Origin of the sequence: Paenibacillus alginolyticus DSM 5050 = NBRC 15375 (genome assembly GCF_000422905.1) — a bacterium.
Classification (GTDB): Bacteria; Bacillota; Bacilli; order Paenibacillales; family NBRC-103111; genus Paenibacillus_E; species Paenibacillus_E alginolyticus.
Window position 1 is genome coordinate 128,319 of the sequence record NZ_AUGY01000008.1, and the last position, 23,682, is coordinate 152,000.

At 44.9% G+C, this 23,682-nt stretch carries 24 protein-coding genes and 1 pseudogene; 16 read left to right on the forward strand and 9 right to left on the reverse strand.

The features are described from left to right. Positions 1–58: 58 nt before the first annotated feature. Positions 59–352: a Rieske (2Fe-2S) protein gene (locus tag G519_RS0103490; RefSeq protein WP_029193504.1), complete on the reverse strand. Its 294-nt coding sequence runs from the start codon at positions 350–352 to the stop codon at positions 59–61. A gap of 89 nt (positions 353–441) precedes the next feature. Between G519_RS0103490 and G519_RS0103495 the strand changes: the two genes are divergently transcribed. Further along, complete coding sequence (locus G519_RS0103495) at positions 442–1,548, forward strand: threonine aldolase family protein (protein ID WP_029193505.1); 1,107 nt, start codon at positions 442–444, stop codon at positions 1,546–1,548. Between the two features lie 113 nt (positions 1,549–1,661). Next, positions 1,662–1,982, forward strand: a complete 321-nt coding sequence (locus G519_RS0103500) for a hypothetical protein (protein ID WP_029193506.1) — start codon at positions 1,662–1,664, stop codon at positions 1,980–1,982. Here the strand turns inward: G519_RS0103500 and G519_RS0103505 are convergent. Both G519_RS0103505 and G519_RS0103515 read right to left on the reverse strand, forming a co-directional pair. Beyond that, positions 1,979–3,565, reverse strand: coding sequence for a GMC family oxidoreductase (locus tag G519_RS0103505; protein ID WP_029193507.1), 1,587 nt, complete (start codon positions 3,563–3,565; stop codon positions 1,979–1,981). The two genes, G519_RS0103500 and G519_RS0103505, sit on opposite strands and share 4 nt — an antisense overlap. A 450-nt stretch (positions 3,566–4,015) precedes the next feature. Next, positions 4,016–4,414 carry a hypothetical protein gene (locus tag G519_RS0103515; protein ID WP_029193508.1) on the reverse strand — a complete coding sequence of 133 codons (399 nt, stop codon included), beginning with the start codon at positions 4,412–4,414 and terminating at the stop codon, positions 4,016–4,018. Positions 4,415–4,525: 111 nt separating this feature from the next. Between G519_RS0103515 and G519_RS41560 the strand changes: the two genes are divergently transcribed. From G519_RS41560 to G519_RS41565, 3 genes are all read left to right on the forward strand, one after another. Further along, entirely contained in the window at positions 4,526–5,551 is a 1,026-nt protein-coding gene (locus G519_RS41560) for a thiamine pyrophosphate-binding protein (RefSeq protein ID WP_051253034.1), read from the forward strand. Positions 5,552–5,639: 88 nt separating this feature from the next. Continuing rightward, a complete protein-coding gene (locus G519_RS51940) occupies positions 5,640–6,062 on the forward strand; it encodes a thiamine pyrophosphate-dependent enzyme (protein WP_244279993.1) in 423 nt (140 codons plus the stop codon). A gap of 17 nt (positions 6,063–6,079) precedes the next feature. Next, a complete protein-coding gene (locus G519_RS41565; RefSeq protein ID WP_051253036.1) occupies positions 6,080–6,964 on the forward strand; it encodes an SDR family oxidoreductase in 885 nt (294 codons plus the stop codon). Here the strand turns inward: G519_RS41565 and G519_RS0103530 are convergent. Further along, on the reverse strand, positions 6,901–7,605 hold the full coding sequence (locus G519_RS0103530) for a L,D-transpeptidase family protein (RefSeq protein ID WP_084159999.1): 705 nt from the start codon (positions 7,603–7,605) through the stop codon (positions 6,901–6,903). The genes G519_RS41565 and G519_RS0103530 overlap by 64 nt on opposite strands. A 358-nt stretch (positions 7,606–7,963) precedes the next feature. Between G519_RS0103530 and G519_RS0103535 the strand changes: the two genes are divergently transcribed. Beyond that, positions 7,964–9,082, forward strand: coding sequence for a mandelate racemase/muconate lactonizing enzyme family protein (locus G519_RS0103535; protein ID WP_029193510.1), 1,119 nt, complete (start codon positions 7,964–7,966; stop codon positions 9,080–9,082). 122 nt (positions 9,083–9,204) lie between these two features. Further along, positions 9,205–10,110 (forward strand): ATP-dependent DNA ligase, encoded by a 906-nt coding sequence (locus tag G519_RS0103540; RefSeq protein ID WP_029193511.1) that lies wholly within the window; start codon positions 9,205–9,207, stop codon positions 10,108–10,110. Between the two features lie 135 nt (positions 10,111–10,245). Here the strand turns inward: G519_RS0103540 and G519_RS0103545 are convergent, their stop codons facing one another. Next, positions 10,246–10,626, reverse strand: coding sequence for a hypothetical protein (locus G519_RS0103545; RefSeq protein ID WP_127527725.1), 381 nt, complete (start codon positions 10,624–10,626; stop codon positions 10,246–10,248). A 145-nt stretch (positions 10,627–10,771) separates the two neighbouring features. On the opposite strand from G519_RS0103545, the gene G519_RS0103550 reads away from it, so the two are divergent. The 3 genes from G519_RS0103550 to G519_RS0103560 are packed head-to-tail and all read left to right on the forward strand — an operon-like array spanning position 10,772 to position 12,545. Next, on the forward strand, positions 10,772–11,461 hold the full coding sequence (locus tag G519_RS0103550; RefSeq protein ID WP_029193513.1) for a metal-dependent hydrolase: 690 nt from the start codon (positions 10,772–10,774) through the stop codon (positions 11,459–11,461). A 29-nt stretch (positions 11,462–11,490) separates the two neighbouring features. Further along, positions 11,491–11,799, forward strand: coding sequence for a Dabb family protein (locus G519_RS0103555; RefSeq protein WP_244279994.1), 309 nt, complete (start codon positions 11,491–11,493; stop codon positions 11,797–11,799). A gap of 23 nt (positions 11,800–11,822) precedes the next feature. Then, positions 11,823–12,545 carry a metallophosphoesterase family protein gene (locus G519_RS0103560; RefSeq protein WP_029193515.1) on the forward strand — a complete coding sequence of 241 codons (723 nt, stop codon included), beginning with the start codon at positions 11,823–11,825 and terminating at the stop codon, positions 12,543–12,545. 6 nt (positions 12,546–12,551) lie between these two features. On the opposite strand, the gene G519_RS0103565 is transcribed toward G519_RS0103560, so the two are convergent. Further along, positions 12,552–12,941 carry a helix-turn-helix domain-containing protein gene (locus G519_RS0103565; RefSeq protein ID WP_029193516.1) on the reverse strand — a complete coding sequence of 130 codons (390 nt, stop codon included), beginning with the start codon at positions 12,939–12,941 and terminating at the stop codon, positions 12,552–12,554. Positions 12,942–13,145: 204 nt separating this feature from the next. Here G519_RS0103565 and G519_RS0103570 point away from each other — a divergent pair, with 204 nt between their 5' ends. The 3 genes and pseudogenes from G519_RS0103570 to G519_RS41575 all read left to right on the forward strand — a co-directional run. Continuing rightward, on the forward strand, positions 13,146–13,361 hold the full coding sequence (locus G519_RS0103570; protein ID WP_217282792.1) for a helix-turn-helix domain-containing protein: 216 nt from the start codon (positions 13,146–13,148) through the stop codon (positions 13,359–13,361). Positions 13,362–13,481: 120 nt separating this feature from the next. Beyond that, on the forward strand, positions 13,482–15,398 hold the full coding sequence (gene helD, locus G519_RS41570; protein ID WP_409371981.1) for an RNA polymerase recycling motor HelD: 1,917 nt from the start codon (positions 13,482–13,484) through the stop codon (positions 15,396–15,398). Between the two features lie 128 nt (positions 15,399–15,526). Next, positions 15,527–16,270, forward strand: a pseudogene (locus tag G519_RS41575) (DHA2 family efflux MFS transporter permease subunit); the annotation flags it as partial. Between the two features lie 434 nt (positions 16,271–16,704). On the opposite strand, the gene G519_RS0103585 reads toward G519_RS41575, so the two are convergent. From G519_RS0103585 to G519_RS0103595, 3 genes are read right to left on the reverse strand one after another with little or no spacing between them, the layout of a single operon-like run. Then, positions 16,705–16,926, reverse strand: a complete 222-nt coding sequence (locus G519_RS0103585; RefSeq protein ID WP_029193518.1) for a hypothetical protein — start codon at positions 16,924–16,926, stop codon at positions 16,705–16,707. Positions 16,927–16,954: 28 nt separating this feature from the next. Further along, positions 16,955–17,218: a DUF5132 domain-containing protein gene (locus tag G519_RS0103590; protein ID WP_029193519.1), complete on the reverse strand. Its 264-nt coding sequence runs from the start codon at positions 17,216–17,218 to the stop codon at positions 16,955–16,957. Between the two features lie 56 nt (positions 17,219–17,274). Further along, complete coding sequence (locus G519_RS0103595) at positions 17,275–21,963, reverse strand: cation-translocating P-type ATPase (RefSeq protein ID WP_029193520.1); 4,689 nt, start codon at positions 21,961–21,963, stop codon at positions 17,275–17,277. 171 nt (positions 21,964–22,134) lie between these two features. Here G519_RS0103595 and G519_RS51225 point away from each other — a divergent pair, with 171 nt between their 5' ends. From G519_RS51225 to cdaS, 3 genes are all read left to right on the forward strand, one after another. Then, entirely contained in the window at positions 22,135–22,353 is a 219-nt protein-coding gene (locus G519_RS51225; protein ID WP_029193521.1) for a hypothetical protein, read from the forward strand. Between the two features lie 92 nt (positions 22,354–22,445). Beyond that, positions 22,446–22,802: a hypothetical protein gene (locus G519_RS41580; RefSeq protein WP_051253037.1), complete on the forward strand. Its 357-nt coding sequence runs from the start codon at positions 22,446–22,448 to the stop codon at positions 22,800–22,802. 210 nt (positions 22,803–23,012) lie between these two features. Next, positions 23,013–23,636 carry a sporulation-specific diadenylate cyclase CdaS gene (cdaS, locus tag G519_RS0103610; protein WP_029193522.1) on the forward strand — a complete coding sequence of 208 codons (624 nt, stop codon included), beginning with the start codon at positions 23,013–23,015 and terminating at the stop codon, positions 23,634–23,636. The last annotated feature ends 46 nt before the right edge of the window (positions 23,637–23,682 follow it).

The window sequence follows — 23,682 nt, forward strand, 5'->3', positions numbered from 1 at the left end:
TCGTCTAGAAATAACAGCTGTTAGTATAGCTTGTCTATTGGTAAAATATACTTAGAGATTAACCCATCTGAGCTACTAGAGTGCCGTCTCTTAATATGACCTCGTAGGAGTGAAGTTTAGCGCTCGGCACATTATGGCAACGCCCCGTATGTAATTCAAACGTCCATCCATGCAGCGGACACACAAGCTCTCCATCTTCAAGGTCAACCGTGTAGCCGGCATGAGGGCAAACACTGGACATTAGGGTGTATATCCCATCCATCTCCGTAAGGAAGTACAAGCTATCTTCAACTTGGACCTCTGCCGGAAATACTGTAAATTGTTCTTTTGTTCCAATTAGGATTTCTTTCATGGTTATTCTCCTTTTCAAACAGGTTAGTTTGATTATAAGGCACGACTGTTGTTCCACCAAGTGAAAAATGACAAAGGAGGATGATATTAATGAGCAAGAACAATCCCTTATTAGAAGCGTTTAATCAAACTATTTATCCAGTAGGCGGCCATAGTAAAAGAAACATTCAGGTTTTGAAAGAGGTATTGAATGAGATAGATGGGAATCTGGACAGTGATATTTATGGTTCAGGGAAACTTATCGAAAATTTTCAAGAAGAAATGGCGACGTATCTAGGTAAAGAAACAGCCGTATTTTTCCCTAGTGGAACCATGGCGCAGCAAATTGCTTTAAGAATTTGGTGTGATAGGAAGGGCATTAAGAAAGTGGCTTATCATCCTTTGAGTCATTTGGAAATTCATGAAGAAGACGGGTTAAAAGAATTGCATCATATTGAAACGATTTTGCTTGGAGATAAAGACAGACTCATTCGACTAGAAGATGTTCTCCACATGCAAGATGATATTGCTTGTTTATTAATAGAATTACCGCAACGTGAAATTGGCGGTCAGTTGCCGGACTACGAGGAGCTTGTTGCCATCTGTACTTATTGCCGTGAAAAAGGGATTAGATTGCATCTAGACGGAGCCAGACTGTACGAGATTCTACCTTATTATCAAAAGACAGCAGCAGAAATTTGTGAGCTTTTTGATAGTGTGTATATTTCTTTTTACAAAGGAATTGGCGGGATCGCTGGAGCCATACTAGCAGGGGATGAAGCTTTTACAAAAGAGTCCAAAGTGTGGAAAAGACGACACGGAGGCGATTTAATAAGCCTTTATCCGTATATCCTCAGCGCCAGCTATTATTTTAAACAGAGATTACCTAAAATGAATCAGTATTATGAAGAAGCCAAAATGCTTGCTGGTTTCTATAATCAATGCCATGGCATTGTTACTAAACCAATAGAACCTGCGACTAACATGTTTCATGTACATGTTGATTTGCCAAAAGAGAAGCTTGAACCTATATTAATAGCCTTGTATGAGGAGACGGGGATTGGCTTAATTCACTATGTAAAAGAGAGCAGTGAGACAAGTTGTTGTTATGAAGTAAGTATCGGTGATCGCTTTGCCCATATACCCAAAGATGAGCTTAGGAAAGCATTCCAGCTGCTGGATGTGAAAATGAGAGAAGCAGCCGCTTTGAGCGAATAATACAGGATAACGCAACAAATTGATTAATTTTTACACCCCTGATAACTTCCTGCAATTATACATTGAATATGAAATCCCCTCCGTAGTATGGTGAGATACAAGGAGGGGATTTGATGTTTCGAAAATGGTTGCTGTCCTATAAATGGAGAAAACTACGCCTTCGCGTTTGGGAAAAAAGATTGCACCAGCAATTACAACTTATTTCTCGCCGGCTATCACTTACGATACACTGCTCGCTTCATGTTTCGTGGGGCCCCTTTTATGGCGGCTCGGTAATTATAGATCGGAAATATAAAAAAGCGAAGATTTTTATTCAAATTCCCTTTGATTACTCCGCTCAAAAGACAATGAACTATCAAAACCTTCATGTTGAACAATGTGCGGATGATTTCGCTTATCGGCATTATTTGGACTTATGCGAAAAGGCCGGTTAAACCGACCTCGACAATTCAAGCTTTTTCGCTTTTTCCTTAATATAATCTGCTGTTCTCAACGCGAGCGACATGACCGTATTCGTAGGATTTCCGGCGCCAGACGTAACAAAGATACTCGCATCGCAAACAAAAAGGTTGGGGATATCGTGGGTTTGACCATACGAATTAACGACAGAGGACTCAGGATCATTCCCCATGCGGCAACCCCCCATCATATGCGCGGTGTCCGGAATGACGAATTCGACTTTCCCGCCCGCCGCTTCGAGTATTGCACTCATATTACCTACCGCATGATCGATGAGTTTCCGATCATTGTCGCCATAGCTGAACGTGACTTTTGCACGCGGAAGGCCGTATTCATCTTTTTCGTCAGCCAGCGTTACCCGGTTCGTTTCGCTTGGCAGAACCTCTCCAACCAAAGTGACTCTTCCATAATAATTGTAATCCAGCAAAGCCTCTCTTAAACGTTCGCCCCAAATCGGCCCTCCCTTCGCTTGCGAAATACCGTTGGCAAAACCGACCGGCCTGACCCCGTGTGAATGCAGGGTATAACCACGGACAAAATTGTTATTCGGATCGGTACGGTAAAAATCCTGGGTAGTCGCTAATACGGGAGTCCCTTTGTACAACCTGATTTCATCATCGAATTTGGCATAGACGTCTTGGCTGCTGTGCACCATCATTGATTTTCCGACCCAGCCGCTGCTATTGGCAAGTCCATTTGAAAATTGGGCATTTGCGGAATTGAGAAGCAACCGTGGCGTTTCTACTACATAAGCTGACAGGATCACTAATTTCGCTTTCTGCTCATAGGTTTTTCCATCATGAACGAATGTGATTCCTTTTGCCCTTCCGTCCTGTCCCATTAACACTTGTGTCACCATACAATCGGCTAATACCTCAGCTCCAGCTTTAATCGCTTTGGGAATATGAACGATCAAGGTGCTGAATTTAGCGTCGGGCATGCATCCTTGATTGCAGAAGCCTCGGTTAATACACGGAGGTCGGCCTTCGAAAGGTGCGGAAAGAATAGCAAGAGGAGCAACGGAAGAGCGTATGCCTAGCTTTTCGCAACCGTTCATAAACATATATGCGTTCGGGCTAAGCGGCTCCCTTTCCGGATAAGGGTAAGGGCCATGGTAATTTCCCCAAGGAAAATGCTTTGGACCGGATACGGCAATTTCTTTCTCGATTTTTGAATAATAGGGTTCCAGATCTTCATAGCCAATCGGCCAATCGTCAGCAACGCCATCCATCGTTCTTGCTTTAAAATCCGCATCGTGGAATCGTAAGAAAACGGCCGTAAAGTGAACGGTTCCCCCGCCGATGCCCCGTCCAGAGTTGTTATGCCCCATTTGTAGCGGATCATTTCCGTCTACAATCCGGGTGTCCTGCCACCCCAAATTTTTCATGGAAAGTTCGTCACTTGCAAAATCTTTTTGCGGATCGCGAAACGGGCCTGCATCCAAAACAACAACACTCATACCAGCTTCGCTTAATTCTTTAGCCAATACGCCTCCTGCAGCCCCTGCTCCTACGATCACCGCATCCACTTCTTGATCTGCAAATCTTCGTTTTATCATTGTTCTGGCTGCGCCTCCCATGGATCCAATTGTCCTAACTCTGTACGTACGTATCCTCGCGGATAGGCCGGACCTGCATACCCGATTTCAGACCATACTTTCGGATGCGAGCAATATGATTCTGATGCTAACTTTAAAAGCTTCGTAAATAGCGCTTCTTGCGGTATATGAATCCATGAGGAACGTCAACTTTTCTCTGACCCTCCCCAGGTGATTGGTGCAAGGTTTGATCGATGTGACCTAGTACGAAATTCAACACTTCCGTTGTTTGATCATTTACCAAGAGCGAACAGATCCGTCTTAGGATCTCCGCTTCAAAGGGTGCTAGAAATTGAAAGCTATTATTCGATTTCAACCGGGAAGTTTACAATCGTTTGAGTATGATCATCCCACTCATCCTGCTCGTTCATGACATCAAAAGACGGGTAGTGGCTTTCTTTTAGCATGATATCACCACGCCTTCCAGTAAATCGCTATCAATCCAAGAACACTAAGAGCGGAAAACATTAAAGGAAGTATAATCGGCGGACCGATAAGAAAGTTTCGCAAAGCCCATCCTCCAACCCGAATACCGACTCCCCGAAAGTGGAAATAAAAGCCGATCAAACCGGATACTACGCCGAACCACATAAGTGCCATAAACAAAGTGTGCAGCCAAGGAGCGTTATACCAAGTCAGGATCAAACCTGCTATTAGGAAAATGGGGGCGGAAATGACAGGTACCCACATCGCTTTATGGATAAAATTTTGCCTGTAATGAAACATCGTCACCTGAAGACCTATCATTAGAAACGCAAGGCTGACAAACAAAATCAGAATTCGATCAATCGACCACGCAGACCAATTCATAATGGGTCCTCTTTTCCACTCACAGTTTTGTAGATTCAAATTATTTCCTTTACAGTGAAGAAATATTCCAAATTAGAGACATACTACCTGTAAATGAAACAAGGGGGTGCAATGATCTCGATGGTATACACGATGCATGAGAATGTTCCGAGTTTGTTACCTCAGAAACCTCAATTCAACACTGTAGCGCAGACGATTCTGGAGCAGCTTCGACTTTGGGGCGTTGAGCGGATTTATGGTGTCGTGGGTGATGCCGTCTTCGGACTTATGGATGCAATTGCTAATCAGGAGGAGATTTCATTTATAGCGGTCAAACACGAATCCGTCGCCGCGATGATGGCTTCTGCAGAGGCGAAAATAACCGGCCGTCTAGGTGTCTGTATCGCTCAGATGGGACCCGGACTAGCCAACCTAATCAACGGATTAGGTGACGCTTTTATGGATAAAGCCCCGGTGCTTGCGATTACCGGTCAAGCGCCGCTAAATAAAATCGGCACGTTTTACAAGCAGTACATCAATCAACAGGAGTTGGCGCATGCCATTTCTCTGTACAGTCAATTGGTCGTTCATCCGGATGCCGTGGTTGACTCGCTGAAACAGGCCATGTATACATCTGTTTTGCACCGAACCGTATCGCACTTGTCCATCCCTGCGGATGTATTTACCATGACAACGGCTGCGATGCCATATGAACAGCCAGAGTTATCCATCCCCGTGTCCGATTCGAAAGTATTGCATCAAGTCATGCATCTCTTGCATTCCGCGAAACAACCCATGATTTTGGTAGGCAGCCAAGCTCGATCAGCCCGGGAGTCAATCCAGACATTGGCGGAAAAATGGGGCAGCGGTATCTTGGTGGCCGGAAGGGTTTGTCCCTGCTTCAGTACGTGTTGTTCAAATCGCCAAACATCAGGCAGACCTCAGCATATCCGTTCCGGCGGATATCGGGTTCGTCGGAGATACCGTGAACATGATTCTGCAATTGATAGAGGGATTGAGAAATCACGAGCCCAACCAAGCTTGGGTCGATCAGATTCAGCAATGCAAACGGGCATGGTCGGCACAAAACGACATCGAGAGGAATCAAACTGCATCTCCGCTTCACCCCTCAAACATCATAAGAATAATAGAACATAACATTGCCGAAGATGCCGTTATCGCTTTAGATGAGGGGGATTCAACCCTCTGGTTTCTAAGAAATTTTCGAGCAAAATCTCAGCAGACATTGATCTCAGGCAGGTGGCGGACAATGGGATTCGGTTTGCCTGCTGCAATGTCTGCAAAACTATGCTCATCGGAGAAACAAGTGATTTGTGTGACAGGGGACGGCGGTTTAGGCATGGTTATGGCCGACTTGCTAACCGCCACGCGGTACAGCATACCGATAACGGTCATTATTTTTAATAACGGCGCTCTTCAAATGGAGCAAGACAAAATGTTGATGAAGGGGCTCCAGCCCGAAGGGACGGAACTGACAAACCCTGACTTCTCTAAGGTAGCGGAAGCTTGCGGCTGGAAGGCGTACCGAGTCGGAAATGCGGAGCAATTAAATGAAGCTTTAAAACAATCGCGGTCCAGCGGTAAGCCGGTTTTGCTCGACGTTCTTACTGCCACAATTCCACACCCCGATTTTAGATCACGATCATAAAAGGAGAGGAGCTAAACATGGCATCGACGATAACGCCAAATCCGACTGGACTTCAACTGATACCACCGTATCCGGCCCAGCATCAGAATCAGCAACCGGGTATCGAATTGCTTATGACCCCAAGACCCGTATTTGATAATCCGAACTACAAAGGCAGCGGAAAACTGAAAGATAAAGTGGCGCTCATTACAGGCGGGGACAGCGGTCAGGGGCGAGCCATTGCCGTCGCTTACGCGAAGGAAGGCGCAGATGTCGTGATCGTTTATTTGAACGAGCATGCCGATGCGGAAGACACCAAACAATTTGTGGAACAAAAAGGCCGTCAGTGCCTATCTATCGCCGGAGATATCGGAAACGAGGCGTTTTGCAAGCAAGTGGTGGAACAAACGGTTAAGCAATTCGGCAAGCTGGATATTCTAGTTAATAATGCTGCGGAACAGCATGTTCAGAACAGCCTGGGCGATATCACTTCCGAACAAATGGAGCAAACGTTTCGAACGAACTTTTTCTCCGTATTCTTTTTGTCCAAAGCAGCTTTAGCGCATATGAAACCGGGCAGCGCCATCATCAATGCGGCGTCGCTGACGGCATACGAAGGAAACGAACAATTGATCGATTATTCAGCGACCAAAGGTGCGATTGTAGCTTTCACGCGTTCCCTGTCCAAGTCTCTCCACAGCAAAGGCATTCGCGTCAACGGAGTCGTCCCCGGAACGATATGGACGCCGCTCATTCCAGCTTCCTTTCCGGCGGATCAAGTCGCGAATTGGGGCGCCAAGACTCCGAAGAAACGCGCGGGGCAACCTTATGAAATCGCCCCTGCCTATGTCTATTTTGCTTACTCCAACAATCCTAATTTCTCATATACCTTAATCGAAACAACACCATTCTGTGCCAAATGATGGTCACGTTGAAATTGTTTTACGGACGCGGTCGTATTTGAGCGAAACTTGCCGTTACATACCCCTTGGAAGTATCCGGCGCTCTTTAAACGAGATTGGATCAGTTGCACGTCTCCTCCGGCGTCGCCTTCTGCCAAACTCCTCGGTTCATGACGCAGATCCCCAAGCACATGCCCATAAATCGTTACTTTTGTTCCGATCGGAATTATTTCGAATAACTCCATGACGTCGCTGTTGCGCATGCGAATACAACCGTGACTTAGATGCTGCCCGATAGAATTCGGTTTGTTCGTACCGTGAATGCCGTAGCTTCCCCAAGGGACGTTTAATCCAAGCCAACGAGGACCAAAGGAGGGCCCCCAATCTTTCCCTTTATAAATGACTTGGTACTCTCCAACAGGGGTGGGAGTGGATGAGTTTCCAACGGCAACGGTATAAGTCTTGAATTTCTGTCCTTTTACCCTTACAACAAGTTGGTGCCGTTGCGGATACACTTCGATAGAATACGTTCCATGGTCAGCAACGATCGGCAGCGATGGATCAGCATAAGCCAGTTGTGAACAGATTTCTTCAGTCAAACTCAAAATGAGTAAAACCAATACGATAATTCGATAAGAAAGATAAGGTATTCTTCGATTCATTATTTTCTCCAAAAAACAAGTACTCCAAGCTATGGATATAGTCTATCCTCTTGCCTGATTTTCATTCTAAATGTAAACTGACGAACTGAATGAGGGAATCCAATCGATAGACCACATGGACCAATTCATGCTTCTACCTCTTAATTGATTCTATCAATTCCTGAGTAATGAGAAACTATCCCTTATACAAGGCTTAATAATAGTACTCGTAAATGACATACTAATAAAAACGAACGAACGGATCCATACGTACCTAGCGCCGCTACAAATTCGCATCCTGTGCACATATGCATTTTGAACAAAATGATGAACAATTGACTTATTTAAGTGTGCAACAATTTTCGGGGGGTATCACTCTTTGCAGATAAGTAAAATTGAAACATTTCCACTCTTCTTTGTTCTTCCCAAACCGTATGGGGATGCCAATGGCATGAAAGCGTACAGAACCTGTTATCTGATCCGGATAACGACCGATACCGGTGTGGAAGGTTGGGGCGAATGCATTGATTGGCTGCCAACCTTGCATAAAAGCTTTCAAGAGCGAATCATCCCTTTTTTGATTGGTAAATCCGTATCTGATAGAATCAACCTAGTTCGGAATTTGAAAAAATGGCATTCCTGCTCGTCTGCGGCCGTAAGTATGGCATTGACAGAGATTATGGCCAAAACATGCGGTGTATCCGTGTGTGACCTTTGGGGAGGCAAGTTTCGAGAAAAAGTACCCGTATATGCCTCGTTTCAGTCCTATTCAGAAGAAGCAAATTGGCAAAAGCATTCTCTAAGAGCAATTGAGCAGGCAATCAATAAAGGATATGATAAAATCAAAGTAAAAATTGGTGGGAAATCCATCTCCGAGGACCAACAGCATATCGTTTTGGTTCAGTCTTTGTTACAAGGAAAGATTGATTTGGCGTTGGATGCTAATCAAAGTTATGACGTAACTGCTATTTTACGCTGGCAGTCTCTTATTGATACTTGGTCTAATCTTCTATGGTTGGAAGAGCCGCTGGAGATCAGACACATTGCCGAATACGCATTGCTGAGAAACCGCTTGTCTGTTCCATTGGCCGGCGGTGAGAATATTGAAAAAGCAGCAGATTTTATCCCTTTTTTAAGTCAGCATGCTTTGGATTTTATCACTCCGGACCCTCAGCATATAACTGGGATAGATGGTTACAGGGAAACGTTAAATCTTGCCAGAAGTTTTGGCATTCGCGTAACGCCACATACCTATGACGGTGCGTTATCACGCCTATACGCCATTTTCGCTCATGCTAGCTTGGAACCTTGGGGCAAAATGGATAAAGATACAATCGAACCTCTGGAATGGGACGTAATGGATAATCCTTTTACTAAATTGATCCCGATTCATCCTTCGAACGGGGAAGTTGCCGTTCCATCTGGTCGTGGAATCGGGCTCGAAATTGATATGGAAATGCTTACCTTTTATCAATGGGATGGGAACAATTATAGATAAATCCAAATGTCCCTACTGGAATATGAGTGGTAAATGCCGTGTTGATTAGCAGCAGCTGATTTCCTCTTAGTGGTTTATATCTGTACTGAAAACCCCACAATGGTGTTAGGAGGGGATAAGTCATGCTATTTACAGAGATAAAGCCAATGATCGTCAGTATCGGTAAAGAAGCTTTTGATGACGAGAATTATATATTTGAACCCAAATGGGACGGATGGCGAATCCTCATACATAAGCAGGGGAGTCGAATTGAAGCTTTTACACGTAACGGCATGTTGGTTTCCAGCAAATTCCCGGAATTAAAGGAAGCAGCAGCGGCAATCAAGGCGCATACGGCGATTTTTGACTGTGAGGGGATCGTTTTACGCGGCGGCAGACCGGTATTCGATGATTTTTCTTATCGCGGCCGGTTGAGTGTTTCCGCAAGGATTAATCGCGCTGTAAACACACATCCCATAACATTCGTAGTATTTGATGTTCTTTACACGAATAGAGATCACTTGGATGAATCGTTGATGCAGCGAAAACAGCGGCTAGGCGACATCGTCGATTCTACTTATGTTATCATGCCTACTATGTTCATAGATGGACAAGGTAAGGCGCTATTTGAGTTAATGAAAGAACGGAATATGGAAGGTATTGTAGCGAAGCGGAAAGATTCCAAATATCAACTGGATACCAAGAGTAACGACTGGCTGAAAGTGAAATATTTTAAATCGATTGATGTAGTTATTTTGGGGTATAGAGCGAATCCCTTTGGTCTTGTAATCGGCTTGAATTTCAGAACGGTGAAGAATAAGCCGGTTGGTGTGGTTGAGTTTGGTTTTCTGCAAGAAGATAAGATCATGTTTTTAGCGTTAGCAAAGCAATTGAACACATTCATGGAAGACAAAACGCAGTGGATCGAACCCCGCTTGTGCTGCCGGATTGACTATTTGGAGCGAACTGACACGCATCAACTAAGGACTACGGTGTTTCGTGGTTTCTTACCGGATAAGAAGCCTGAGGCTTGTAAATGGGAATCTTAAAGCTTAATGCCCGCTGACAGCAGCGGGCATTATATATATTTCCTTGTAAACTTATCTCCTTCTTCATTTTCTAATAAATTTCTCACAATTCAGTTGTTGTACCTGCTGCAGCTATTCCACTAAAGTTTGCAGCTCCTAAAGTAGCATTACTTGTTGAATCAATAGTGGCCGTGTACCGTATTTGCCTTGTCCTGCTACAATTTCAGGTGGAAAATCAACTGCACTGAATCCAAATGTATATGTGGTTAGGTTAACGTTTAGAAAACTAGTCACGAGTATGGATGTTGTTAAATCTCTAAAAACTCTAATTGTCAGAGTTTCACCGCCTTCTAAACCGGAAATTTTTGCGTATCCATTTAGATTCACGCGGATGTCTCCTAAATTTTCTGGTAAAACTCCGGTAGTTTGAATTCCGATGTCTCCAAATAAAATTCCAGGAAAAGCAGGGATAACAGAAGTATTAGCATCATCTGCACTTTGACTTGAAATTCTCATATCTATAAATTGCATTGTCAAAAATATCACCTCTCTTACTACTAATCTAGTATATGCTTGGGAGTGATCAATGTTTGGATTTTTATAAAGTATGATAAAATAAGTTCAAGACCCAATTAAGAATTGTTAGGATATCACTTACAATTAACCAAAGAGGAGCGATTTTATGAACATTATTTTTCATGGACAAAGCTGTGTTGAGATTCGATTAAAGGACCATACGCTCATCATTGATCCCTTCTTGAACCATAACCCTCTAGCCACTGCAAAACCGGAGGATATTAAGGCCGATTACATACTTGTCACACATGGTCATGCCGATCATTTAGGTGATTCACTAGAGATTGCTAAACGCAACGAAGCCACGATTATTGCACCCAATGATTTGGGAAGGTACTTGTCTTTCCAAGGGGCAAAAACCCACGGAATGGGGATCGGCGGAGAATATCAGTTTCCTTTTGGTAAAGTAAAAATGACACTGGCGCTGCACGATTCTTCCTATAACCCTCCGGGAAGTAAAGAAAATATTTATACAGGGATGGCTAGTGGATTCCTCATTACAGTTGAGGGGAAAACGATTTACCATGCAGGGGACACGGGCCTTTTTGGAGATATGCAATTGCTGGGCAAATTAAATGCGATCGATCTTGCCTTCCTTCCAATTGGTGACAACTATACCATGGGCCCCCGCGACGCTGTTATCGCTGCTCAATTTTTACAAGCAAAAATGGTCGTTCCGATGCACTACAACACATTTCCTCTCATTAAGCAGGATCCGACGGCTTTTGTTGAGAGTTTGGCTGCTGAGGGAATTAAGGGTGTTGTCCTGGAACCTGGTCAAAGTCTATCATTCTAAATTAATCTTAATAGGAGGCTTTTTTAGCCATGATGTTCGAGCACCTGGTTTCGTTCAAATTTAAAGAGAATTTAGATCCACAGAAGGAAAAGGAATTGCTTGAAACCTTATGGTCTTTTAAAAATAAGATCCCAGGGATTGTCGATTTATCGGCCGGCGTCAATGTGACAGAAGAAACAGACAATGTGCAAGGATACACGTTAGGGCTTCGTGTGACTTTTGAAGATCAAGAATCTTTGCGACAATACGGACCTCATCCGTTGCACCAGCAATTCGTGAAATCATTAGAGGGAATTATAGAGAATGTCATTGTAATTGACTTCCCAATCGTAAAGTGAGTGATAAACTGGGGGGAAATCGAGTGAAATTAGCTTTTATTTCAGATATACATGGGAATTCAATCGCTCTGGAAGCTGTTCTGGAGGATATCAGGAAGAAACAGATTGACCGTGTTTATGTACTGGGTGATCTTTGTTATCGTGGACCGGATCCCAAACGATCTCTTGCATTGGTCCGTTCTTTAGACACACAGGTCATAAAAGGGAATGCAGATGAATGGGTTGTGCGCGGCGTAAATCAAGGGGAAGTCCCGGAACAGGCCGTTGAAATGATGAGGGCGGAACGGGAGTGGACGGTTGCGCAATTGGACGAGCAGGATATCGAATATTTGGCAAGTCTGCCGACTGAAATGAAACTTGAGATAGAAGGTATCTCTATTCATGCGTTCCATGCGACACCAAGCAGCTTGTTCGAAATCGTACTTCCCAGCGCTGGCGATGAGGTGCTGAAGTCTAAGCTTATGTCCGCGTCGGATGCTGATATCTTCATTTATGCTCATATCCACAAGCCATTCATCCGATATATGGAAGGTAAAATACTTCTAAACATCGGAAGTGTAGGTCTGCCATTTGACGGTATGCCTAAAGCTGCCTATGCCATTGTAGAAATCGAAAATGGACAAATTCGAACATCGATTGAACGTGTTCCATATCGGATTGAAGACGTGGTCAAGCAATATGAAGAAGTCCAGTACCCGAACGCAGAAATGATGTCAAAAATTGTTCGAAACGGCCTTGTAAAATAAGATGAATCATTGACCGTCGGATTTATTCGTCTGACGGTCTTTCCAAAATAAGACGGTCAGCATACGCTCGACCCATTCTTTATCTTCGGCCGTAAGTACAAAACCATCAAACATGAGCTCATTCTCACGGAGAAATCGTCGCAAATTGACGGGATTGCTTTGAAATTGTTGATCCGAGGGAGAAGACTCCAGATAGCCAGCGATATCCATCAGTTCGGAATAGGAAGTGTTAAGCCCTTCAGACAGCTTCATCAATACTTCCGGTGAAGGTATGCCGCGATTCCCGTTTTCTAGTTGGGAAATATAAGCTGCTGAGACTCCTGAACGGTCGGCCAGCTCACGGATGGTGAAGCCTTTTAATTTGCGCATATCTTTTAATTTATCGTAGAAATACATAGACCCGCACTCACCCTCGCTAACAAAAGTAAACATTAGTAAACGATATAATAGTAGCAGTTTACTAAAGTAATTACAATCAGAGAAACCGTAAAAATTGATCCGCATTAGGTTACTTATGTAAACAAAAATGGTTGCATAAGTAAAATTTAATGGTATAATGTTAGCAAGGGGAACAAAATGAGAACGGGGGTCTATGGCAGAATGAATATAAAGATCTTGGCGAAGACCGATGTTTTTATTAAAGCGAGAGTCATTAAAGGTTACTCCCAGCGAGAGTTGGCGAAGCACTCGGGTTTAAGTCATGCTTATATTAGTCTGCTTGAACGATCCATTAAATCAGTGGGCCCATCCACGGCTAAGAAATTGAGTGATTTGCTAGAAAAGGATTTGGAAGAGTTATTTCTGATTGAGATGTAGTTTTTCAATGAAGGCAGTAACAAGTAACAGCCATCCATGATGCGTGAAGTGCATCCTAGATGGCTGTTTATTTTATTGACTACTAGTTCACCTAATATTTGCTGGGGAGATCGGGGGACGTTGAAACTTCAGATTCAAAACGGGCAAATCCGCAACATGTTTGACGCGAGCGAAACGATCGGGGACGAATTGCTGCAGCAAGTGCTCGGCAAAGGTGCGGACTCGCAAATGAAGAGTATCGTGGCAACCATCCAGAAGGAACAAAACGCCATCATCCGCAATGACAAAAGCCGGATGCTTATCGTACAAGGGGCGGCCGGCAGCGGTAAGACTTCCGCAGCATTGCAGCGGGTGGCGTACTTGCTGTACAAACACCGCCTGACGATCAGGGCTGATCAAATCGTTCTTTTCTCACCGAATCCGATGTTTACCAGTTATATCTCCACCGTCCTTCCGGAGCTCGGTGAAGAGAATATGCAGCAGACGACTTTTCAAGAATATCTCGACTATTGGCTAGGTTCCTCGTTACAGCCGGAGGATCCCTTTGATCAGATCGAATATGTACTGACCGCACAGGGAGCGCCGGGGTATGAGGCTCGTCTTCAGGGGATCGAGTATAAAGCTTCCGAGGCTTTCCTGCAAGCTCTGCAGAACTATGGAATGTGGTTGGGACGGGAAGGCATGCGATTCAACGGTATTCGGATTCGGGACCGCGATTTGATTACCGCGGAGCGAATGAGAGCGAAATTTTACAGTTATGACCGTTCCCTGCCGTTGTTCAATCGTGTCGTTCTCTTGCAGGAATGGCTGCTGAATGAACTGGCTTCGCTGGAACGAATGGAACGGGAAGCTCCTTGGGTAGAGGAAGAGTTGAATTATCTCGACACCGAGCAGTACGTGGAAGTCTTCGGAATGCTGCATAAAGAGAAGGAATTATTAGACCTTGCGGAACATTTCGCCGTAGTTCGCGAGAAAATGAGCAACAAACGCCGGGAAGATGAAGGCGACTTTGACTTCGCCCAGAGGGAGGAAGATCTGCTCCGCCGAAGGATCGTGAAAGAAAGCTTTAAACCGTTAAGGAAAAGTGTGAAGAAATTCTCGTTTGTAGATGTCAAAGGCATATATGGCCAATTGTTTGAGGGCGGAGCCGCTTATCGGGAGAAAACGAATGGGGCCGTCATCCCCCCGCTATGGCCTGAAATATGCAGGCAAACCAAGGAAAAGCTGTTCCGGAACGAGTTGTTCCACGAGGATGCGACTCCGTATTTGTATGTAAAAGAACTGATCGAAGGCGTCCGGACGAACACGGAAATCCGGTATGTCTTCGTTGATGAGGGTCAGGATTATTCGTCGTTTCAATATGAATATCTAAAAAAACTTTTTCCCCGTGCCCGGATGACGGTGCTCGGCGATTTCGGGCAAGCGATCTTCATGCAGGCCACAAGTTTGGACGCATCGGATTCGCCGCTGCTCCGCCTTTTCGGCGAAGCCGAAACAAGCCTTGTCCGCCTGGTACGCAGTTATCGTTCAACCAGGGAGATTGTTGAATTTACGAAATCGATGCTTCCAGGCGGAGAAGAAATTGCACCGTTTGAAAGGGGAGGCCAAAAGCCCCTTCTGACGAGACTGGACGGCGGGGAGAAGCGCGATGCGCAAATTCTGGCAGACATCGCGGCGCTCAGGGCCGAGGGCTTCGATTCCATCGCCGTCATTACGAAGACCGCAGCCGAAAGCCGGGAGGCCCATGAATCATTACGGATTCATGGAGGCGAAGCTCTGCAGCTCATTACGAAGGAGACGCTCAATTTTGAAAAAGGAATGATGGTCATTCCCGTGTATCTCGCCAAGGGTGTCGAGTTCGATGCAGTCTTGGTCTATGATTCTTCGCCCGAAGCTTACGGCCGGGACAACGAACGCAAGCTTCTTTATACGGCGTGTACGCGGGCCATGCACCGGCTTCATCTTTACACGACGGGCGATTGGTCGCCGTTCGTGCAGGCGTTGCCTGCGAATTTGTATGAGAAAGCAACCTATTGACGGATCGGGGTGCCGTCGGCCGCGATAAGCAGCGCTCATGATTCAGCAAATCTTCGGGCCATCCTGTAGCCCGACCTCGACCATTAATTTCATCCATACACAGCTCGATGAGCAGAAAGCAGGGATCTATGTCAACTCCTCCGCAAACAAAAACAATGGCAGCCGGCGGGGACGACTTCTCGCTGAAAGCCATTCTGCCGCCGCTCATAGCGATTATTGTCGGCATGATCATGGTTATTCTGGACAGCACCGTCGTCAATAATGCCATTCCGAAACTCGTGGAATACTTCGACACCGACCTAAAGACGATCCAATGGAACGTCACCGGCTATACGCTGGCCTTATCCGCCGTTATCCCCCTTGCAGGCTGGATGGCTGATAAATTCGGCTCCAAGCAAATTTTCATGATTACGATCGCCCTGTTCACGATCGGCTCCGTGCTGTGCGGCATCTCGCAAACGCCGGAACAGCTGATTATTTACCGCATCATTCAAGGCTTGGGAGGCGGTATGGTAGGCCCGATCGGGATGGCCATGGTGTTCAAGCTCGCGCCTCCAGAGCGCCGCGGATCCATCATGGGCGTACTCGGCGTCCCAATGCTGATTGCACCGGCTTTCGGTCCGGTGCTATCCGGCTGGCTGGTCGATTCTGTCAGCTGGCACTGGATTTTCATTATCAATCTGCCGATTGGCATTATCGCCTTTATTCTCGGGTATAAATATTTGCCGAAAGTAGACCGCCATGCGGCGCCGCATCTGGACGTCATCGGCATGTGCCTCGCGCCAATCGCCTTCTCCATGCTGGCGTACGGGGTAAGCGAAGGCGGCACCAGCTGGTTCAGGGCTTCGACGATTACGGGCTTGACCGTCGGCAGGGACAATCCGGACCCGGCGATGATGATGGATCACTAAAAGCGGATCGGCTCCGATTCGTATGTATGCAGATAGCCTTTTTGAAATCGCGACAGATCCACCGGGATTCGCATTTGGTGATATAAGAATTTAATAAAAGGCCTTGAATTTCAACGTGAGCTGAGATTCAAGGCCTTTTTGTGAACTCACTACTATCCGTAGTCAAGGGATTGGTTAGCAATTGCTTAACCGCATATTTAGGAGCAGCCGCGAGAAAAATATAGATGAGGAAAGGTTGCAAATTAAAGGAGGTTATTCCTATTAAGAATCCCTTGTACATGTGGCTAGGCAAAAAACTTGGAGTCATCTCAGTTAAGAATAGACGTAATTAGCGATGAACATACAAAGGAACGCCTCTATCAGCATCGTTGTGCTTAAGAGGCGTTCTCTTGTTGTTACCGAATGCGAGGAAAGGTAATAAAACCAAGCAGATTGATCCGTGATTTCTTACCTTTTTCTCGAACCTGGCCTATAAATTCACCAAGAAATTTCTCCCATTTCAAGCCTACTTCTTTTTTTGTGCCATCGTTCTCAAGGACACTTCTTACACTTTGGTTTAATGCAGCTTCCAGATGAGATAAAGCTTCTCGCAAATGAAAATCTATACTTTGTTCCATGTTGCCAGTATTCACCTCATTGATCATGTCATTTCTCTTCATCGTTAAGCGATGCGATTTCTTTATCAAGCTGCTTTTTCATTCTTTCAAATTGAGCTTCAGCTACAATATCTTCCACTTCTTCCCGGGCCATTTGAAGCAGGGACCTGGCTCGTTGGATCAAACTATTACTACCCTGTACGCCTGCTGCGGCGATCGGCTGCATGGTGGATTTGGCAATCGGGAGTAAGGCAGAAGCAGCGACAGCAAGAGCGGAACCGATAATAATTTTGTCGATATTCTTTTGAATCATGCTTATACACCCTCAAAGTTTATTTGGGCATTCTCGAATTTCAAGTGCTTCGATTATTAAACCGCAGCACTTGCGTATTCACCCATGGATCGCAAAGATTTGTTGTCTTGTATGTTCTTAATGAGGGAAAGCAGCGGTTTTGATAAAATCGATACAGATCCGGCTACCCCGATAATTGGAATCCAGTGTCGGAACGAGAGGGGGGCGGTATGGAAAAATCCGGCTAAAGGCGGTATATACAAGGCAGCAAGTAAAGTCATCCAAGATATGCCAAGAGCACCAATTAAAAATCGGTCCTTCGTCCAATCGCGAACCGTTTCCTCCGAACCTTCTTGACGCCACGAAAAAGTTTGGATCAATTGTCCCGCAACTAGCGTCGCGAATGCCATGCTTTGCGCAACCGGAATAGGTGCTCCAGCCGCAATGCTAGCCGCAAATAAGCCAATTGAACCTAATCCTAGAAGGACTCCTCGGGCGATCACTTTTTGATACAATTCCTTATCAACGATATCATTTCGTTTCGTTTGTTTGGTCTTATTTCCGGGATTGACAGCCAAAATCATCGCGGGCAAAGCATCCGTCAACAAATTCATCAGCAATATCTGAATAGGAACTAAAGGAATCGGCAGACCCACCATGACAGCGGCGCTAGTTACAATGATCTCAGCTAAATTACCTGTCAATAAGCATCCGAGTGCTTTACGGATATTGCCAATGATCGTACGGCCTTCTTTAACGCCATCAACAATCGTTCCAAAATGATCTTCGGTTAAGACCATATCTGCCGTTTCTTTGGTCACTTCCGTTCCAGATCGTCCCATTGCAATCCCAACGTTGGCTTGTTTAATGGCAGGGGTATCGTTAACACCGTCGCCAGTCATGGCAACAATATGCCCATGTTTTTGAAAGGCAGTTACGATTCGAAGTTTATGTTCCGGTGTAACCCTCGCAAAAATCGTTATTTGGTCAATAATCCGATCCAGTTCATCATCCGACAAACGTTCAAGCTCATATCCTGTAATCACGTTCTGAGAACCATTATAGATGCCAAGCTGCTTTGCGATCGCAATCGCCGTAATGGGGTGATCTCCAGTGATCATAACAGGCTTCACACCTAGCTCTAAAGCTTCTTGGATATTGTCTGCCACGTCTGTTTTTGGAGGGTCCATCATCCCAGCCATACCTACATAAATCAGTTCCTTCTCGTCTAATCCCTCTTCATTCGTATGTTCATCCATAGGACGGTAAGCGAAGGCAAGTACGCGTAAGGCATCCGATGAGAGTTTGTCATTTTGCTGTAAAATGAGTTGTTTTTGCTCTTCCGATAAGGGGTAAATTTCACCATTTTTTTGATATCGGTTGCAGTGGCGAACGATGGTTTCTACGGCTCCTTTTGAAAAGAGGAAACATTCTTGCTCAGTCATCGTGTCTTTACATACAACGCTCATTTTGGCTGTGCCCGAGTCGAACGGTATTTCAAGTCCTCGATGCCAATGAGACATATTCTTTTCCCATAATCCGGTTTTGGCGGCTAGCGTTAGAAGTGCGCCTTCAGTTGGATCCCCTTTGGTTATCCATCTTCCTTCCTCCTGAATGAGTTTGCTGTTATTGCACAGCACACAGATTTGGAGAAGTCGCTTCAAGTCAGGATTGTGGTTATGATCTTGCGATTCCGATTGGACAGCTGCTGCGGATGTGGCTGCCACTTCGGGCATAACCTCTTCAAACTGACCTATCGGATCATATCCGTCGCCTGTGATTGTCCATGCCCGATCAACCGTCGAAAGGGCTTTTACTGTCATTTCATTTTTAGTTAATGTGCCTGTCTTATCCGTGCAAATGATCGTTGTTCGACCTAATGTTTCCAGGGAAGAAAGCTTTCTAATCAACGCGTTTTTCTTAGCCATACGGAAAATTCCCGCACTTAAAGCGATGGTAATCGTAACGGGCAGTCCTTCCGGAATAGCGGAAGCAGCCAACGTGATGGAAGTCGTAATCATTTGTGTAATGGGTATGCCGCGCAGCAGTCCGGTTATGAAGACAAGTCCCCCAGCTACAAGAGCGCCTTTGACAAACTTCTTGCTTATAGACGTTACCTTTTCCTGCAAAGGAGTGACTTCTTTTTCATGATTCTTCATAAGGGACATTAAATGGCCCATCTCGGTTTGCATGCCGGTATGTACAACAACACCGATCCCTTTTCCCCCGCATACATCCGTCCCCATGAAAAGCATATTTCTCCGGTCAGACAGAGGACAATCTACGGTCACTGCAGACTCGTTTTTTTCAATGGGTAACGATTCCCCCGTTAGGGCGGCCTCATTGACACGCAAGCTGCTTGAGCTAATCAAACGAATATCGGCTGGGACACGATCTCCCGCTTCAAAGCAAACGATATCGCCGGGTACCAATTCAGCTGCTGACATTTCTGCCTGCTGGCCCTCTCTTAAAGTTCGGCAGACCGGTGGTTGAAATTGGTTCAGCGTCTCGACTACCTTTTCTGCTTTTCGCTCCTGAATCGTCCCAATGGCAGCATTAGCGAGTAGGATAGTTCCCATAGCAATACCATCGAACACACCGCCTGTAAATAGGGCAAGAACAGAGGTGCCGAGCAGGATAAGGGTTGTAAATTCCTTGAATTGCCCCAAATAGGAGACGAGCCATGGGGTTGGTTGTTTGCTCTCAAGTTGGTTTGATCCATAGCGATTTCGGAGCGAAATGACCTGTTCCGTTGTCAGCCCCTGCTTGGGATCGACATGGAAATTTCCGGTGATTTGTTCACTGGAAAGGGCATGCCAAATAGGAGGAGCCTCCAGTGCAGCAGCTATTTCAGGATGATATGTGTTTGATGATGCAGCTGGAAATGATTCGCTTATTTTTTTCGATCGGGACATAAATACGAGAGATAAAGCATCCGAAGCTAAATTGACAATAGGGGCGCTTATCATTCCGAACGTCGCTAAAGCGCTTCCTAGTAAATTCCATTTTTTTGAAACAGAAACATGCTGGTTTACGGTTTGATCAATGATCTCGGCGTACGTTGCACTTTCCTGAATGCGTTTTAACTCATCGACGGAAATTGAGGCTAAGCCTGCTTCTTTGAAAAAGGTATTAATCACGTTTTCCTCTGTACTTGAGACAAATAGGACTTCCTCACCTTGCTGCTGCAAGACGGCGATTCTTTCAATCACTTCACCAGGCTCTAGTGCCAACCAGTCTACATCCATATGGTGCCGAGAGAGAATTTCATCGCTGATCTGCAAACGGTTATGAAGTAACTGGATACGCCAACCATTTTCTATAAAAGAAGCCGCTGTAATCCCTAGATGATTGATGGCGGTTTCTTGGTGTCTGACGAGTAGACCCAAACATTCACTGCTTTTGATTCCTTGTTTTCCTACAAACAGGACACTGCTGCCCTTTTTCATCAATCTTTTTGCCTTCAGCTCAAATGCTGAGCAATCAATGCCGTGTTCCTGAAAATACTTGAAACTTCCGAGCAAAATAAGGGAATCGTTGATTTTTCCTTTCATTCCTTGTTCATTTTCTTCCACATGAAATGCGGTGCGAATCGTACGACACGATTGCTTTGCCTTGTTCCATATCTCATCTTTCCAAGGATGGCTGCTTTTTGCCATCAATGACGCTGCATAACAAACTATTTTATCTGAATCTGCATCTGAATCATTCATGGTCAGACACTCGATTTCTTCAATTTCCGGAGGGTTGAATAGAAGCGATGAGTCTTCAATTAACATGGTTTTCGTTCGTGCAAGCTGAGACAGTGATCCTTTTGCAGGAACGACATAATGTCTTTCATCTGAAACAAGTTCAGCTTGATTCCAGGCACATGTAGTGGGTAAAGTCATGGACCGCGGATTTGCTGCTAGAAGAACAGCGATTGCACGCAGCGGATTTCGGGTAACCGCCCATGTGACTCCAGCGGCGATCATGCCCAATTTGCTGGCGTTTTCACTGTAAAGTTGAATATCAGGCGATAAATAATGATCTTGTTTCGTTTGTAAGACAGACTGGCTTTTCTTCCAGTTAACGAATTGTAACAGGCTTAAACCGGCTAACACGACTAAATTTTCACGGATAAGTGCGAGAGCTAGTGCACTTGTTCCTAAAATAAGATCAGAATTTATTTGTTTCTTCTGTGAGAAGTTCTGAACTCCCCGCTTTAAGAACGGATAACCCGTTACGATAGAAACGAGAGCCGACAAGTAGAAAGGTGCCGGACTTCTTGCCAATGCCGAGCGTCCCATAAACAACTGCTTCGCTCCTAGAATAGCTAGCCCGCCCATAGACAAAGCCAGAGGAAGAGGGATTTTTCCTGAGTATTGATTCGCAGTTGGGTTGTGCATATGTGGGAGAACTCTGATGTCTTCAGGTCGTTCAAGGTCAACATCTTGCGCTGCAGCAACCTCCTGCTTTACTTCTTCATTCATAGAAGCAACTTGCTCAAGAGCGCGGCCTGGGGCATTAAGAAGGCTAACCTGCTCTTCTATATTTCGGATAATCCCGAAAATATCTTGCTTTGAAATCTGCTTATCGTCGTAAAGAAGAAGTAATCTGCCTGTAAGTATGCAAGGCTCTGCTTTATGAATTCCTTTAATTGTTGAGAAGCATTTGATAAGTAGATCGGCAGTAAGCTTGCTTCCCTTCAGGCCGCAGATTTCCATGCGTATTCTCCCCGGCAAAACGTGGAGAAATCTATTCTTGTTGCTTTGCAATGAATACATCCCTTTACTCTCCTTACCCCATGTTGATATGACTTGGAAATTGATTTGGTTATTATTCACAGTCCATAATTCAAATATTCATTTGTTTATTTCAGGAAACTTAGAAATTCACTTCGTATAAAAATTCTCATTTTATGGAATTATTTAAATAAATTTCGAGGAGGTTCGCATATGAAAAGTAAATCACTATTCGGTATTATCTTAGGTGCAGCGGCACTAGTATTTGCTGTATCTCCAGAAAGCAGAAAAGCCGTACGCAAATTGGCGGTGAAAGGTACGGGAGCATGGCTCGAGATTAAGGACCAGATCAAAGAAGCTGCTTCCGATTTTCCAACAGGTCAAATGGATAGTCAGAAGGTAATAGAAGAACCGATCCTGAAAGAAATGTAAGGAGAATGTTGGATATACCCGAATTGATGATTTTTCAAAGTAATGGGGCAGACTTGTTATTGTGAGAAATATGAATTGAAGGAGAGATCACTATGTTACAAGGCGGTTCGTTATGGGCAGGACTTATCTCGGGAGGAATATCGGAAGCTCAAGATGTAAGGAATTTAACAAAGGGACAAATGGATAAAAAAGAATTTGCTGTGAAAACAACGGGAAATGTAACAGGGGCAATCGGCGTCATGGCCGGTATTGAATATGGAGCAATGCTTGGAACTACGGTTCTTCCTGGGGTTGGGACAGTCGTCGGGTCCGTTATTGGTGGAATATTGGGGAACAGCTTAGGACAAAGGCTCGGCACACAAGCCGGAAATGCAATCGTCCAGAATCCTTTAGTGAACAACCTAACAAAGACGGTATCGCAAACTGCCACTAATGTGACAGCAACGTAATTGGTGAATTATTCTTTTTAAATGGAAATGAAAATGACTAAAAACTCGCTATATATCAATGGAGCGAGTTTTCTTCATATTTTCATCTCGTTGGCCATTCATGCTCATTGCATAGTCATACATATAAGGATGGATGTACATATTAATACATAGGAATGCGGAAAGTTGATTAACTTTTCGTGAATATAAAGAAGTTCTGAGGTGTGACGAGTGCAGCAAGAAAATTGTGACATATCCCCGATGAAAGAACAGCTGAAGCAACAATTGCGCCACATTTCCGCTGAAATAGAGTGCAGCTTGGACACCTTGGATAATGATGAAAATAACTGTCTTTTAAGTCGATTTGACGAAATTCGCGAAGCGTTCAAACAAGTCGAATCGATAGCTGCTTCCTTCTATCTACAATGTTATTTATCCTCATTCACATCCCATTATTTAGACTTGTCCATTTGTATTCAGCATCTGTCGGAGCGCCGACATGGTGCTTTAATCGTGATCCAGAGGAACGATTTGCTGGATATGTTTATGCACTCTGGCATTAGGTTGGAAGCCACATTAACGTACTCGTTATTGGAAGCCATTTTTTACCCTGGCAACCCGCTTCATGATGGAGCCTTATTGATTCAATCCGATCGAATAATTTCGGCAGCAAACGTTTTGCCCGTATCGAATATTACGGTTGAAAAGAAAATGGGGACACGACACCGTGCCGCGATAGGTTTGACAGAGCGAACCGATGCTCTTGTACTCGTCGTTTCAGAGGAAACCGGACAGGCATCCTTTGCCTATAAGGGAATCCTGCACCCCATTAATTCTTTGGATCCGATGATCTAGCATTTGTAATAGCATAGCAGATTCAGATAGGCATGTTTCAGAACAG